The following is a 13589-nucleotide window of genomic DNA, read 5'->3' as shown; positions in this document are numbered from 1 at the left end:
GCGCGGGCCGTCCGCCCACCGTAGCGCGCCCACGTGGGTGGTCCGGCCGCCCGTTGTCGCGCGGACACCGGTAGCGCTCACCGCGGCCACAGGTTCCGACCACTTGTTTCAACGAGCACGCACAGCGGTGGTTCCGTCCGGGGCGGCGGGCCCGGACTCCGAACCCCGGACACCGAACCCCGGACCCGAACTCCGGACCTCGGGGCGCGATGAAGGTCAGCGCGCGTCGGCGGGCCAGTGCGCCCCGGCCTCCAGTACCTCGACGGTGTCACCGAGGTGCAGCGCGCCGAGCTCGTCGCCCTCGACGCCGGCCGGCCGCTCGGGGATGAGGTTCTGCCCGAACGCGGCCGTGCTCATCAGCCGGTGGTGCCGGGCCAGGGTGCGCAGCGGCTCCTTGCCGCGGCGCTCGCCGGTCTCCTGGTCGGTGGTGGTGATGACGCAGCGGCCGCAGGGCTTGACCACCTTGAAGGTCAGCTCGCCGATCCGGATCCGGCGCCAGCTGTCCTCGGCCCAGGGCTCGGCACCGGTGACGACCACGTTGGGGCGGAAGCGCTCCATCGGCAGGGTCTCGTGGCCCTCGGGGTGTTCGGCGGCGACCAGCTCGTTGAGCCGGTCGAGCGAGGCGGTGGTGGTGAGCAGCAGCGGGAAGCCGTCGGCCATCGAGACGCTGTCGCCGGGCTCGCCGTACTCGGGGTCGACGGGCCGGGCGCGCGGGTCGTCGAGGTGGACCAGGCGGTAGTCGCCGAGGTGCTCGGCGATCCACTGGTGCGCCTCCTTGGCGGCCTCGGCGGCGCGGAAGCGGGTGCCCCAGACCTCGACTTCGGCGAGCGGGGCGCCGGTGGCGACGGCGGGGGCGGGGACCTCGATCCGGGAGCCGTCGGGGGCGGTCAGCGCGAGGGAGCCGTCGGGGAGGAGCCCGGGCCGGATCTGTCCGAGGGCAGCGTTCTGGCGTTGGCTGACGAAGCGTCCGGTCGGGTCGGCGAGCATCCAGCGGCGGTCTCCGGCCAGGCCCCAGGGGTGGACCAGGGCGGTGTCCGGGCTCAGGCGGTACATGGACTTGACGGGGTAGACGTGGAGTCCGGTGAGCTGCATTCCCCCATCCTGCCAGCCGCCTTCCGGTCGTCCGCAGGGCCCCCGTGGCCCCTCTACCCAACCCCGTACGCAGCGCCCGTACTGCCCCGTACGCAGCGCCGCTATGCGGCCCCGTACGCGCACGGACCGCCCGGGACGCCGTGGGGGGCGTTCCGGGCGGTCCGTGGATGACCCGTTTCTCCGTTCGCCCGGCGTTCAGGGGGCGCCGGGTGGTGCTCAGGTGGTGCGGGTGTGGGCCGCCTGGGGGGACGGCCTCGGGGTGTCAGCGATTCAGTAGCCCTGGCCCTGCGGCTGGTAGCCGCCGCCCTGCCCTCCCGCGTTGAAGGAGGTGTGACCGGGCTCGCCGTACGGGCCCGGGCGCTGCGGCTGCATCGGGCGGACCGGCGCGACCGGCGCCATGGCCGGGCGGAGCTGGGCGCCGCCGAAGGACTGGTCGCCGCCCTGGCCCTGGAAGCCGAGGCCGCCCGCGTTCGGGCCGCCGAAGGACTGCTGGCCGCCGAAGCTCTGCGGTCCGCCGGGCTGGGCCTGGCCGAAACCGCCCTGGCCGCCGGCCGCCTGGGCGCCGAAGTTCGGCTGCCCGCCCTGGCCGCCGAAGCTCTGGCCGCCGATGAAGGTGTTCTGACCGCCGAAGCTCTGGCCGCCGGTCGGCTGGTAGCCGCCGCTGGCAGTCTGGGTGAAGGTCGGGGCGCCGGTCTGCTGTCGCTGGTACGGCTGGGGGGCGCCGTAGCCGGGGACCGGCGGCTGGGGGGAGGCGTACGCCGGCGCGGGCTGCGCGGGGATGTACGCCGTGGCGGGGCCGGCGGAGGGACCGCTGCTCGGGCCGGGGCCCAGGGCGAGGCGGGCGGGCGGCAGCGCGGGGAGGTTGCTGCCGGCGTTCTCGTACCCGTTGCCGTACCGGTTGTCGTAGGACGGGCCGTGGCCTGATCCGTAACCGGACGACAGCGCCGGCGGGAGGGCGGCCGGCACGTTGATGGGTGCGATCTGGGGGACGCCGCGCTCAGCCACGAGGCTGTCGTAAATCGGCGTGCCGGAGGAGAAGGACGGAGAGGGGTAGCCGACTCCGTCGTAGGAGCGGGGCGAGGTCATGGGGCATACGGTAAGCCCACAATGCGCCTGCTGAGGAGAGCGGGAGGGGGAGCAGTTCGAGTGTTTACACAGTCTTCGCTCGCACAAAGGTTTCGAAAGTAGTAAGAACGGACATACCGACGTCCAGTTCCGGACAGCCTTGGCGGCCCGTCAGTGATCGAACAGTAGCCGGACGATGGGGCCGGAAGGCCTTGCGGTGACCGGCCGGTGGATGGTTGCGGGCCCGGCGGAGAAACTTTTGCGGACAGGGCGTGCGCCGGGCGCATTCGAGCCCCCGCCGAGGGGCGACGGGAGCTCGTGAATGTTTCGGGGATAAGGTCCCGGTCAGCTCGCCGACCACGGGGTTCGAGCCCGCTGACCACCCGGTTCTGCGCCGGCTCAGTGCGACTGCAGCGCCTGGGCCTGCGCCGGCAGGCCCGGCTTGCCGACCTCCGAGGAGCAGAAGGAGCAGCGCGTCGCGGCGGCCGGGATCGAGCTCAGGCACTCCGGGCAGTCCACCTTCGCGGCCGGCTCGGCCTTGGCCGATTCGAAGCGCGTCTGCAGCTTGCCGACCGGCAGCACCACGGCGAAGTAGATGGCGGCGGCGGTCAGGACGAAGCCGATCACCGAGTTGACGAAGACGCCGTACGGGAACCGGGTGCCGCCCACCTCGAAGGTCTTCTGGGTGAAGTCGCCGACGGCGCCGGCCGCGACCCCGACCAGCGGGGTGAGGAAGGCGGTGACGAACCCGGTGACGACCGCGGTGAAGGCCGCGCCGATCACGATGCCGACCGCGAGGTCCACCACGTTTCCGCGCAGCAGGAAGCTGCGGAATCCCTTGATCACCGGGTGACTCCAAATCCGTACGGGGGAGGGGGAGATGGGGCGGCCCGACGGTGCCCCGGCGGGACATCCTGCCGAGCGGTCCGGGCCGAGGTCCAACCGCGTTCACCCGATCCGCGTAACCGCTCCGGTGCCGCCGGGCATCGGGCCGGGCGCCGCCCGGGCGCTCCGCGTACGGGCCTATCGAGGGATCGGAGCGGGATCGGGGCGGGGGCGGAGGGCGATCGGAGGACGGCCGGAGGCGGTACGGCGCGACCGGAGCGACCGGAAGCGAACCGGAGCGCGGCAGGGGTGGGCCGGGGCGCACGGCGGTCTCAACCGGCGCACGACGGCGGGCCTCTGGCGCACATCGGGTGTACGGGCGCGGGCGGATGGACCACCACCAGGTTGCGCGAAGGGGCTGTACCGGGCGGGGCGCTGTGCCAAGGTCGGTCCATGCCCGACCGTATACCGGCCGACTCGGCCGGAACCCGTCCGCGTGTCCTGCACCTGATCAGTGATTCGCGCCGTGGTGGCGCCCAGAACTTCGCCCGCGACCTCCACCGGGAACTGGGCCGCCGGGGCCAGTCCTCCGCACTGTGCGCCCTCGCCCCGCACCCGCCCGTCCTCGCCGGGGCTGCGGCGACCGACCCGGGCGACTGTCCCGACGCCGCCGGACTGCTGCGCACCGCCGCCGTCCTCGGACCCGGCCGTCTGCGCCCGACCACCCTGCGGGCCCTGCGCACCACCGCGCGCGCCGCCGACGTGGTGCTCGCCCACGGCTCCGACACCCTGGCCGCCTGCGCCCTCGCCCTGACCGGCACCAGCACGCCCTTCGTCTACGTCTCCGTCGGCCACCCCCGGTACTGGACCGCCACCCGGCTGCGCCGGGTGCGCGGCGGCACGCTGATGCACCGTGCCGCTGCGGTCACCACGCTCACCGACGAGGCGCGGGCCGTCCTGGAGGAGCAGTTCGGACTGCCCGACGGCAAGGTGCACGTGATCCCCAACTCCCGTGCCGCCGAGAGCTATCCGCCCGCCGACGGCCGGGACGACCGGCGGGCCGCCCGGCACGAGCTGGGCCTTCCGGCAGACGTCCTGCTGGTCGCCTGGATAGGCGCGATAGCGCCCGAGAAACGGCTCGACCTCGCCCTCGACGTGCTCGACCGCCTGCCCGACGTCCGGCTCGCCGTCGCCGGCGACGGCCCGCTGCGCGAGACGCTGGCCCGCCACCCGGCGGCCGCCCGCGCCCACTTCCTCGGCCCCCTGCCCGATCCGGCCCCGCTCTACCGCGCCGCCGACGCGCTGCTGCTCACCAGCGACAGCGAGGGCGTGCCCGGCGCGCTGATCGAGGCGGCCCTCGCCGGGGTGCCCGCCGTCGCCACCGACGTCGGCTGGGTGCGCGAGGTCGTCCGGGACGGCGCCACCGGCGCACTCGTCGCCCCCGGCGACCCGCTCGCCCCCGCGGAGGCACTGGGCAAGGTGCTGGCGGTCGACCGGGCGGGCCTCGGCGCGGCGGCCCGGGCACACGCGCTGGAGCACTTCGAGCTGGGCGCGGTGGTGGACGCGTGGCAGCGGCTGGTGGCCGAGGTGTCGACGGAAGGCGCGGTCCCGACCGGTTGACCAAGGCCCCAAGGTCCCAAGGCCCCAAGGCCCCAAGGCCCCAAGGTCCCAAGGCCCCAAGGCCCCAAGGTCCCAAGGCCCCAAGGTCCCAAGGCCCCAAGGCCCCAAGGCCCCAAGGCCCCAAGGCTCCAAGCTCAAGGTCGCAAAGGCCCGGTCTCGAACTCCCCTGCGCCGAGGCCGCGCTGCAGAGCCCGCGCGCCGCCGTCCACGCCGTCTGCACCGTCCACGCCTGCTACGCCTTTCGGGCGAATCCCGGCCCTCCACCGGGTGCCAACTCGTCGGTAACGAACCACCCCCACCACACTGCCCGGTGTGAATTCGAAGTCGCTGCTGCGGTCCACCGTCCTGTTCGCCGTCGCCGTCGGGATTGCCGCGTCCCCCGTCCAGGCCGGCGCGATGTCCCACCAACCTCCCTCGGAGGGCGCCCAGTTCGTCAGGCTCGACCGCCCGCAACCGGTGCGCGAGAGCTCCCGGACCGAGGCGGTCGAGTTCTTCTGGTACGACTGCGGCCACTCCCAGGCGCTCGAACAGCCGCTGCAGGCCTGGGCGGAGAGGCACCGCGACGACGTCGCGCTGCGCCGCGTCCCGGCGATCTGGCCCGGCAGCCACGAGGAGGCCGTGCAGCGCGGCCATGCGCGGATGTACTACACGCTGGAGCGCCTGGGCCTGGTCGAGCGCCTGCAGACCAGCGTCTTCCGGGCGGTCCACAACGACGGGGTCGACCTCACCAGCGAGGCTTCGTCCACCGATTGGGCCGTGCAGCACGGCGTCGACGCCCAACTCTTCGGCCAGGCCTACCGGTCGGCGGAGGTGGGCCAGTCGGTCGAGGACGCCGCTGCCGCGTTCGTCCGCTACGGCGTCAACGAGCTGCCGACGGTCATCGTCCAGGGTGAGTACCGGACCTCGCCGACCAAGGCCGGCGGTGTCGAAGCGATGCCCGAGGTGCTCGACTACCTGGTGCAGCAGGAGCAGCTGAAGACGGGCTGAGCCGCATCAGCCCGGTGACGTCGGGTCAGCTCGCTCGTCCGACACCTTGTATAACCGTTAAAATGCTGTTTAATGGTTAGCATGAGCGAGCTGACGATCCCCCACATCCACCACCGCCACGTCGACGTCAACGGCGTGCGCGTCTTCTACCGCGAGACCGGCCCGGCCGACGCCCCCGTCCTCCTGCTGCTGCACGGCTTCCCGTCAGCCTCGCACCAGTACGCCCGGCTGCTCGACGCGCTTGGCACCCGCTACCGCCTGATAGCCCCCGACTACCCCGGTTTCGGCCACAGCGACAGCCCCGCGCCCGACGCCTTCCCGTACCGCTTCGACACCCTCGCCGACGTGATCGAGGGATTCTGCCTCGCCCTCGGCCTGGACAGCTTCGCACTGTACGTCTTCGACTTCGGCGCCCCCGTCGGCCTGCGGCTGGCCACCCGTCGCCCGGAGTGGATCACCGGCCTGGTGGTCCAGAACGGCAACGCCTACGAGGAGGGGCTCTCCGACCAGGCGCGGGCGTTCATCGCCAACCGGCGCGGCGTCCCGGGCGCCGAGGAAGCCGCCCGCTCGATCCTCACCCTGGAGATCACCCGCAGCCAGTACGAGGGCGGCACCGGTGACCCGAGCCTGGTCGCCCCCGACGGCTGGACGCTCGACCAGCACTTCCTCGACCTGCCCGGCCGCAAGGACATCCAGGTCGAACTCGCCCTCGACTACTTCTCCAACGTCGAGCTCTACCCCGCCTGGCAGGCCTGGCTGCGCGCCAACCAGCCGCCCACGCTGATCCTCTGGGGCAACGGTGACCCGTTCTTCACCGAAGCCGGCGCCCGCGCCTACCTGCGGGACCTGCCCGAGGCCGAGCTGCACGTGTTCGACACCGGGCACTTCGCGCTGGAGGAGAAGCTGCCCGAAATCGCCCCGCTGATCGACGACTTCCTTGCGCGGACGCAGAAGTAGCCGCCGACCCGGGCGAGTTCAGTCCCGGCGCAGCAGGTACGTGACGAACCCGAGCGTCCCCCGGTAGCCGTGCAGCCACTGCGCGCGGTGCCGGTCCGCGGCCTCCCGGGCGGTCGCCGCGTCCGGGTCGTCGGGGTGGTCCAGTGCCCACTCGGCCAGCGCACCCGTCCAGGAGAACTCGTAGTCGTCCCACTCCTGTTCGGTGCTGACGTGCCCGATGACCGGCGTCCAGCCGTCGGCGAGGACCTGGTCGGTGGTCCCTGCCAGGTTCGCGAAGTCCTCCCGGGCGGCGCCGAGTCCGTCCAGCGCCTCCTGGGAGGGATCGCGCTGCCAGAACCCGTCGCCGACCAGCAGCCGACCGCCCGGAGCCAGGAGTTCGCGGGCCGCGGCGAGCGTCGGCAGCAGCCCGCCGAAGGCGTGGGTGGCGCCGACGGACAGCACCAGGTCGAACGGCTCCTTCGCGGTGAACTCCCGTGCGTCCACGTGGTGCAGGCCGATCCGGCGCACCACGCCGAGCGCGGTCGCGGTGTCCCGGGCACGGCTCAGCGCCGCGGCGTCCAGGTCCACCCCGACCGCCTGCCAGCGTGGGCGGGCGGCCAGTGTCCGGAGCAGCCAGGCGCCCTCGCCGCAGCCGAGGTCCAGGGCCCGGCCCTCGTCCGTGCCGGCCGTCGCGCGGTCCAGCAGGCGGGCCACCGATCCGTCCGCCAGCGGAGCCGCGATCGGGTGGTGGGCATGGGCGAGGCGGGAGATGCGCTGACGGTCCATCCGAGCAGTATGGATCGGGCCGGGCCGTCGCGCCGGGGAATTCCGGGTCACGGGACGAGTGGGACGAGCGGAACGAGCGGAACAACCGGGACGGCCACCCGGCTCACGCCCGCGAGTACGTCCGGCCCTTCCACGCCGAGCCCCGGCCGCGCCAGTGCTGCACCGCCGAGTCCACCGTCATCAGCAGGTACATCCCCGCCGTGAACGGCAGCAGCAGCACGGCTGGAGCCGGCTGCCCGTAGTACCGGACCATCGGCAGGTAGGTGCCCGCCATCAGCGCCCACGCCGCCCCGCCCGCCGCCGCCACCGCGGGCGAGCCCGCCACCAGCCCGGCGACGGTCGCCAACGGCGGCACCAGGTACACCAGCGCCAGCCCCGCCACCGTGCCGAGCAGCAGCAGCGGCGAATGCCTGAGCTGGGCGTACGCGCTGCGCGACACCATCCGCCACAGCTGGTCCAGCCGTGCGTACGGGCGGACGCTGTCCACGGCGTCGGCCAGGCCCAGCCAGATCCGCCCACCGGTGGACTTCACCGCCCGGGCCAGCGACACGTCGTCGATCACCGCGCCCCGGATCGCCGCCACCCCGCCGGCCCGCTCCAGCGCCTCGCGCCGAACCAGCGAGCAGCCGCCCGCCGCGGCGGCCGTCCGGGCACCCGGGCGGTTGCTCCGGCGGAACGGGTACAGCTGGGCGAAGAAGTACACGAAGGCCGGCACGATCAGCCGCTCCCACCCGGTCTTCACCCGCAGCCGGGCCATCTGCGACACCAGGTCCAGGCCGTTGCTCTCGGCCGCGGCCACCAGCTCGGCGAGCGACTCGGGGCCGTGTGCGATGTCCGCGTCCGTCAGCAGCAGGAACCCGACGTCCGGACCGGCCAGCTCCACCCCGTGCCGCAGCGCCCACAGCTTGCCCGTCCAACCGGGCGGCAGCGGGGGAGGCGTGGTGACGGTCAGGTCCAAACCGTCGATCGTCCGCAGCTCCGCCGCCATCGCCCCGGTGCCGTCCGAACTGTGGTCGTCCACCAGGATCACCCGCGCCCGCCCCGGGTACTTCTGCGCCAGCAGCGTGGGCAGGCTCACCGGCAGCACCGCCGCCTCGTCCCGGGCCGGCACCACGATCGCCACCTGCGGCCAGCGGACCGGCGGGCGACGCGGCGGCAGCCGGACGTCGGTGCGCCAGAACAAGCCGTGGCAGCACGCCAGCCAGAGCCAGACCAGCAGGGAGAACACGGTGATCCACAGCAGCACGGTCACCCTGGCAGTCTGCCGCAGAACCGGGCCGGACGGACGGATCGACTAAAGTCTTGCCCCGTGAAGATCGCACTGATGGACTCCGGAATCGGTCTGCTGGCCGCCGCCGCCGCCCTTCGGAAGCTGCGCCCGGACGCCGACCTGGTGCTGTCCTCCAACCCGGCCTCGATGCCGTGGGGGCCGCTCACGCCCGAAGAGGTCACCGAGCTGGCCCTCGGCTGCTGCCGGGCCGCCGCCGCGCTCCGACCGGACGTGCTGGTGATCGCCTGCAACACGGCCTCCGTCCACGCGCTCGCCGCGGTCCGCGCCGACCTGGAGCCCGCGCTGCCGGTGATCGGCACCGTCCCGGCCATCAAGCCCGCCGCGGCGCAGGGCGGCCGGGTCGCCATCTGGGCCACCCCGGCCACCACCGGGAGCGCCTACCAGCGCGGGCTGATCCGCGACTTCGGCGGGACCGCGGACGTCACCGAGGTCGCCTGCCCGGGCCTCGCGGACGCCGTCGAGCACGGCGACGAGGAGGCGATCACGGCCGCGATCGCCGACGCAGCGAGCCGGACACCGGGGGGCACCGACGCCATCGTGCTCGGCTGCACCCACTACGAACTTGTCGCCGACCGCATCCGCGCCGCCGTCGCCCCGACCGCCTCCCCGGCGCTCACCTTCCACGGCTCCGCCGACGCCGTCGCCGCCCAGGCCCTGCGCCGCGCCGGCGACCCCGGCCGGACGGGGGCGGGCACGCTCACCGTCCTCCACGCCGGCGCGCCCGCCGAACTGCCCCCGGTCGCCGCCCTCTACCCGCAGGGCAACGCGCTGGCCACCCTCATCGGCTGATCCCCGGCACGGCGGACCTTCCGAGGCCGGCCACCTGGGCCTTCCCGCGTACCGGGGAGGTCCAGGTGGCCGCTCCGCGCCGGACATGAATTTCACTGGTCGACCGCCGCACGCCATAACCAAACGGCCACCCCAGCGTCCGGGCCGATGAGCGGAACGTCGGCCGGATCGATTTCCCGCGCGGCAACGGAGAGATTCCCGCAGCCCGCTCGACGTGCGCGAGAAGTCGGCCAAACCGACGGGCGCTGCGTGGGAAGTCGGGTCGGCCGACTCCCACGCAGCGCCCGTCGGGAATCAGGCGACGGCTTGGCGGCGCCAGCGGCGGTAGGCCGGTTCGAGGCCCGAGAGGATGGTGTCGAAGCGGCGGCTGCTGGTCGTGGAGTCGACCTGGAGGCGGCTGATCTGGAGGGGGTTGGAGGGGAGTCGGGGGCCGAGGCGGTGGTCGGAGAGGAAGCCGAGGCGGTAGCCGAGCTCCTGCAGGACGGTTTCAGCGCGGACGTCGTGGCCGCCGTCCGGGTAGGCGAAGGCGATCGGGGGTTCCCCCAGCCAGCGGGTGAGGGCTTCGTGGGCGCCGGTGATCTCGGTGCGGACGGTGTCGTCGTCGCAGCGTCCGAGGCACGGGTGCCCCTGGGTGTGGTTGCCGATGGCGACGCCCCCGTCCTGCAGGGCGAGGAGGTCGGCGGGGGTGAGCTGATCCTGACGGGGCGGTCGGCGGTCGGCGCTGGCCCGCAGTTCGTGCAGGCTCCGTCGGCGGTCCGGGTCCGGCATCGCCTTGAGCCGGTGGAGCAGCTGGGACGGGTGTCCGCAGTCGAGCGAGCGGGCCCGGCCCCCGTGTCGGGCGAGGAAGTCGGCCTCGTGCCACCAGAACGGGCGCTCGGTGCCGATGAGCTCCGAGATGACGAAGGCGGTGGCTGGAATGCGTCGGGCGTCGAGGGCGGGCAGGGCGTGGGTGAGGACGCTCCGGTCGGCGTCGTCGAAGGTGACCAGGACGCTCCGGGGCGGCAGCGGCCGCCGTTCGGTCACGGCCTGGAGGACGGCGGTGAGCGAGACCGGGGTGGCCAGTCGCTGGAGCCGGTCGAGCTGGGCGCCGAAGGACCGGTGGTCGGTCACCCCGTGGTAGGCGAGTACGGCGAGGCGCTGGGCGGCCCGGGCCCGGAACAGCGGCTGGACGGGGGCGAACCGCAGCCATTCGCCCCGAGCGTCCTGCTGTTCCGCTTCTACGGAGAGTCGGCGACGGCCCCCGCCGTGCCGGCTCCCGTCATGTCGGCTTCCTTCATGTCGGGCCCCGTCGTACCGGACCCCGTCGTACCGGGCTCCGTCGTATCGGCTGCCGTCGTGTCGGCTCCCGTCAGGTCGGACCCGGTCGGGCCGGCAGCCGTCATGCCGGTCCGCCGCGCAGCCGGAGGGCGGCGGCGGCAGTGCGCGCATGCCGGAGACGGGCCTGGCACGGGCCATGGAGATCGATGGTGTGGACTGGGACTGCGGCACGGTTCCCCCTCGTTCGCCGAGCGGCGTGGCGGTACCGCCGGAGGACGGAGCCCGGCCTCCGACTCCAGGGGCGGCGGCTCCGCCCCTGGACTTTCCTGTTCTCGGTGGGGGGTTCACACCCGTCCCTCGAACGGCTCCTGGATCACTCAATGCCATTGAGACCGCTGCACCACAGGGATGGTTGTACCGGGGGGACGAGGATTTTTCGTGGACTGATTGTGTAGCCGGAATGCGCATCTCGACACCCCTGGAGCGCCGCTGACCAGCCCCGATCCCGCGATCGCGGACCGTGGTGGAACCTTCACTCCCTGCGGGCTGCCTGCCGCCGCGGCCCGGGGTACCTTGGCCTCATGGCAGATGCGGACCGTGACCCCTTCCACCTGCACGGCGCCTCCCGGATGGCGCGCGCGTGCAGGGGTGGAGCCCTGGTCACCCACCAGCTCCCGCTCGCGGTGGTGGGCCTGGCCTGCCTGGCGGCGGGCATCGTCGTGGCCGTGATCGTTCCGGACAGTGACGGTCCGGCCTGGGCGATGGCGGTGGCGGGGTGTCTGGCGGCCGGCGTGCTGATGCTCGGCCGGATCGCCTTCGGCCTGTTCCGGGACCGGCGGCGCGCCGTGCTCTAGCGGCGGGCGGGCCCGTCGGCGGGCCGGCAGATCGAGCGGAATTGGTCAGACCGTCCGAATATCGTCCTGTCGGACAATTCCGTGCGCCCTTCTTTCACCATTCCCGGACGGCGGCTTCATCGCGCCTCTACTGTGAATGCGTTCTTCCGGCTCGAAGTGCCGTGGAGGGGGAGCGATGAGCGGCAGATCGGACAGGGCCGTGTCCGCCTCATGAAACGCGGTGGCGACCTCGCGGTCGCCGCCCTGACCGCGATCGTCGCGCTGCCGCTGGCGCTGCTGATCGCCGTCCTGCTGCGCTGCACCACCGGCGGTCCGGTCCTCGAACGGCACCCCCGGACGGGGCGACACGGCCGCGAGTTCCGGATACTGCGCTTCCGGACCGGTCCGGACGACCGGCTCGGCACCCTGCTGCGCCACACCGGCCTGGACGAACTGCCACGGCTCTGGAACGTCGCCCGCGGCGAGATGGGGGTGATCGGCCCCCGGCCGGACCGCCCCGACCAGGTGGTCCGCTACTCCTGCCGCGAGCGGGCCCGCCTCGCCGTACGCCCCGGCCTGACCGGCTGGGCCCAGCTCCACGCCCACGGCTGCCCCCGGGTTCACGGCCATACCCAGGCCCACAGCCACGCCCACGGCAGGTGCCGCACCCACGGTCGGGCCGAACTCGACCTCTGGTACGTCGAGCACCGTTCGCTCCGGCTCGACCTGCGCATCCTCGGCCTCACCGTCCTGGCCCTGCTGCGCCCCGAGGCCGGTCGGCTGCGCCCCGCTGCGGACCGGCCGAGCTGAAGCGGCCGGGAACCACCCCGCTAGGCTGCGCGGCATGGCCATTCCTCCCTTCCTCGCCGAACTCCGCTCCGCCGTGGGCAACCACCCGCTCTGGCTGAGCGCCGTCGTCGCCGTCGTGCTGGACGACCAGGACCGGGTGCTGCTCGCCCGCCGGGTCGACGACGGCCGGTGGGCACCGGTCGGCGGCATCCTCGACCCCGGCGAGCAGCCCGGCGACGGCGTGGTGCGCGAGTGCCTGGAGGAGACCGGTGTGGTGGCCGTTCCCGAGCTGCTCGCCTCGGTGACGGTCTCGCCGCAGGTGACGTACCCCAACGGCGATGTGACGCAGTACCTGGTACTGACCTTCCGCTGCCGCGCGGTCGGCGGGGAGGCGCGGGTGAACGACGACGAGTCCCTGGAGGTCGGCTGGTTCGCGTTGGACGAGTTGCCGCCGATGACCGAGACCGAGCACGAGCGGCTGCGCCACGCGATGGAGTGCGAGGGGCCGGCCGTGTACACCTGGGACGGCAAGGAGCGGCCCTGACCGAACCGCCTGACCCCGCGGCGGCCAACTCCCGACCGGCCCCGCGCCGGTCAGCCCTTGTGCTGCCGGTAGGCCTCCTCGGCCGCGTCGAGCACCGCCGACAGGTCCCCGCCCGCCGTCGCGGTCGTGGTGGCCGCCACCGCGCCCTCGACGAACGGAGCGTTGGCGAACCGGACGGGGAACGGCAGACCGTGCTCGTCGGCGTCGGACAGCAGCGCGCGGACGGTGGTGACGGCACCGCCGAGGTCGGCCAGCACGACCACGCCGTGGCCCTGGTCGACCCGGCGGGTCGCGGCGGCGACCAGTACGGCGCTGATGCCGGGCCCGTTCGACGGGTCTCCGCCGGTCGCGGCGACCGGGGCGGGGGAGTCGGATCCGGTCAATGCGAGCGCGAGGGAGCGTACGGCGGTGGCCAGTTCCTGACTGTGCGACACCAGGACGATCCCGACCCGGCCGTGTGCGGTGGGCCGGGCGGGGGTCGGCCGGGGCAGCGGCGTGGGCGAGGTCGGCGTACGGGGTGCCGGGGGGTGGGCCGAGGGGGCGTCGGAGATGGGGATGACGTCGGCGCGGGTGCCGTCCCGGCGGCTCATCGGCTGCTCCCTTGGGCGGGTCGGTGGGGTTGGGGTGGGACCGGGTGGGACTGAGTGGGACCGGGGTGTTCGGAGCTGCGGTTCGGCCTGTGTGGGGCCGCGGGGGGCTCGGCCGGCCGGAGGGGCCGGTCTCCGGGAATCGCGCGGCCCGGGGGCGGGGCCGTGCCCTGCCAGCACTCTGGCAG

Annotated in this window: 14 protein-coding genes; 7 read left to right on the top strand and 7 right to left on the bottom strand. The window is 73.8% G+C overall.

Annotated features, from left to right (window positions below):
* Nucleotides 1-216: 216 nt before the first annotated feature.
* The 3 genes from AC0B61_RS32305 to mscL form a co-directional block, all read right to left on the bottom strand.
* Nucleotides 217-1092, bottom strand: a complete 876-nt coding sequence (locus AC0B61_RS32305) for an MOSC domain-containing protein (protein ID WP_471745286.1) — start codon at nt 1090-1092, stop codon at nt 217-219.
* Between the two features lie 270 nt (nt 1093-1362).
* Complete coding sequence (locus AC0B61_RS32300; RefSeq protein ID WP_471745284.1) at nt 1363-2178, bottom strand: DUF6643 family protein; 816 nt, start codon at nt 2176-2178, stop codon at nt 1363-1365.
* A gap of 378 nt (nt 2179-2556) precedes the next feature.
* Nucleotides 2557-3003, bottom strand: a complete 447-nt coding sequence (mscL, locus tag AC0B61_RS32295; protein WP_471745282.1) for a large conductance mechanosensitive channel protein MscL — start codon at nt 3001-3003, stop codon at nt 2557-2559.
* Between the two features lie 432 nt (nt 3004-3435).
* On the opposite strand from mscL, the gene AC0B61_RS32290 reads away from it, so the two are divergent.
* The 3 genes from AC0B61_RS32290 (at nt 3436) to AC0B61_RS32280 (ending at nt 6546) form a co-directional block, all read left to right on the top strand.
* Entirely contained in the window at nt 3436-4602 is a 1167-nt protein-coding gene (locus AC0B61_RS32290; protein WP_471745280.1) for a glycosyltransferase family 4 protein, read from the top strand.
* A gap of 312 nt (nt 4603-4914) precedes the next feature.
* A complete protein-coding gene (locus tag AC0B61_RS32285; RefSeq protein WP_471745278.1) occupies nt 4915-5589 on the top strand; it encodes a thiol:disulfide interchange protein DsbA/DsbL in 675 nt (224 codons plus the stop codon).
* Between the two features lie 81 nt (nt 5590-5670).
* Nucleotides 5671-6546, top strand: a complete 876-nt coding sequence (locus AC0B61_RS32280; RefSeq protein ID WP_471745276.1) for an alpha/beta fold hydrolase — start codon at nt 5671-5673, stop codon at nt 6544-6546.
* Nucleotides 6547-6564: 18 nt separating this feature from the next.
* On the opposite strand, the gene AC0B61_RS32275 is transcribed toward AC0B61_RS32280, so the two are convergent.
* Together AC0B61_RS32275 and AC0B61_RS32270 are read right to left on the bottom strand one after the other, a co-directional pair.
* Nucleotides 6565-7311 (bottom strand): SAM-dependent methyltransferase, encoded by a 747-nt coding sequence (locus tag AC0B61_RS32275; RefSeq protein ID WP_471745274.1) that lies wholly within the window; start codon nt 7309-7311, stop codon nt 6565-6567.
* A gap of 103 nt (nt 7312-7414) precedes the next feature.
* Nucleotides 7415-8563, bottom strand: a complete 1149-nt coding sequence (locus AC0B61_RS32270) for a glycosyltransferase (RefSeq protein WP_471745272.1) — start codon at nt 8561-8563, stop codon at nt 7415-7417.
* A 57-nt stretch (nt 8564-8620) separates the two neighbouring features.
* Here AC0B61_RS32270 and AC0B61_RS32265 point away from each other — a divergent pair, with 57 nt between their 5' ends.
* The gene (locus tag AC0B61_RS32265; protein ID WP_471745270.1) at nt 8621-9391 is read left to right on the top strand and encodes a glutamate racemase; all 771 of its coding nucleotides are present in this window, start codon (nt 8621-8623) and stop codon (nt 9389-9391) included.
* 294 nt (nt 9392-9685) lie between these two features.
* Here the strand turns inward: AC0B61_RS32265 and AC0B61_RS32260 are convergent, their stop codons facing one another.
* The gene (locus AC0B61_RS32260) at nt 9686-10501 is read right to left on the bottom strand and encodes a polysaccharide deacetylase family protein (RefSeq protein WP_471745268.1); all 816 of its coding nucleotides are present in this window, start codon (nt 10499-10501) and stop codon (nt 9686-9688) included.
* A 728-nt stretch (nt 10502-11229) separates the two neighbouring features.
* On the opposite strand from AC0B61_RS32260, the gene AC0B61_RS32255 reads away from it, so the two are divergent.
* The 3 genes from AC0B61_RS32255 to AC0B61_RS32245 all read left to right on the top strand — a co-directional run bounded on the left by AC0B61_RS32255 (nt 11230) and on the right by AC0B61_RS32245 (nt 12814).
* Nucleotides 11230-11502 carry a hypothetical protein gene (locus tag AC0B61_RS32255; RefSeq protein ID WP_471745266.1) on the top strand — a complete coding sequence of 91 codons (273 nt, stop codon included), beginning with the start codon at nt 11230-11232 and terminating at the stop codon, nt 11500-11502.
* A 210-nt stretch (nt 11503-11712) separates the two neighbouring features.
* Complete coding sequence (locus AC0B61_RS32250) at nt 11713-12291, top strand: sugar transferase (protein WP_471745264.1); 579 nt, start codon at nt 11713-11715, stop codon at nt 12289-12291.
* Between the two features lie 34 nt (nt 12292-12325).
* Nucleotides 12326-12814, top strand: coding sequence for an NUDIX hydrolase (locus AC0B61_RS32245; protein WP_471745262.1), 489 nt, complete (start codon nt 12326-12328; stop codon nt 12812-12814).
* A 50-nt stretch (nt 12815-12864) separates the two neighbouring features.
* Here the strand turns inward: AC0B61_RS32245 and AC0B61_RS32240 are convergent, their stop codons facing one another.
* Nucleotides 12865-13404 (bottom strand): PTS-dependent dihydroxyacetone kinase phosphotransferase subunit DhaM, encoded by a 540-nt coding sequence (locus AC0B61_RS32240; RefSeq protein WP_471745260.1) that lies wholly within the window; start codon nt 13402-13404, stop codon nt 12865-12867.
* Nucleotides 13405-13589 lie beyond the last annotated feature (185 nt).

It is taken from the genome of Kitasatospora sp. NPDC023385 (assembly GCF_055664045.1).
This window is presented reverse-complemented; position numbering and strand designations above follow the sequence as displayed.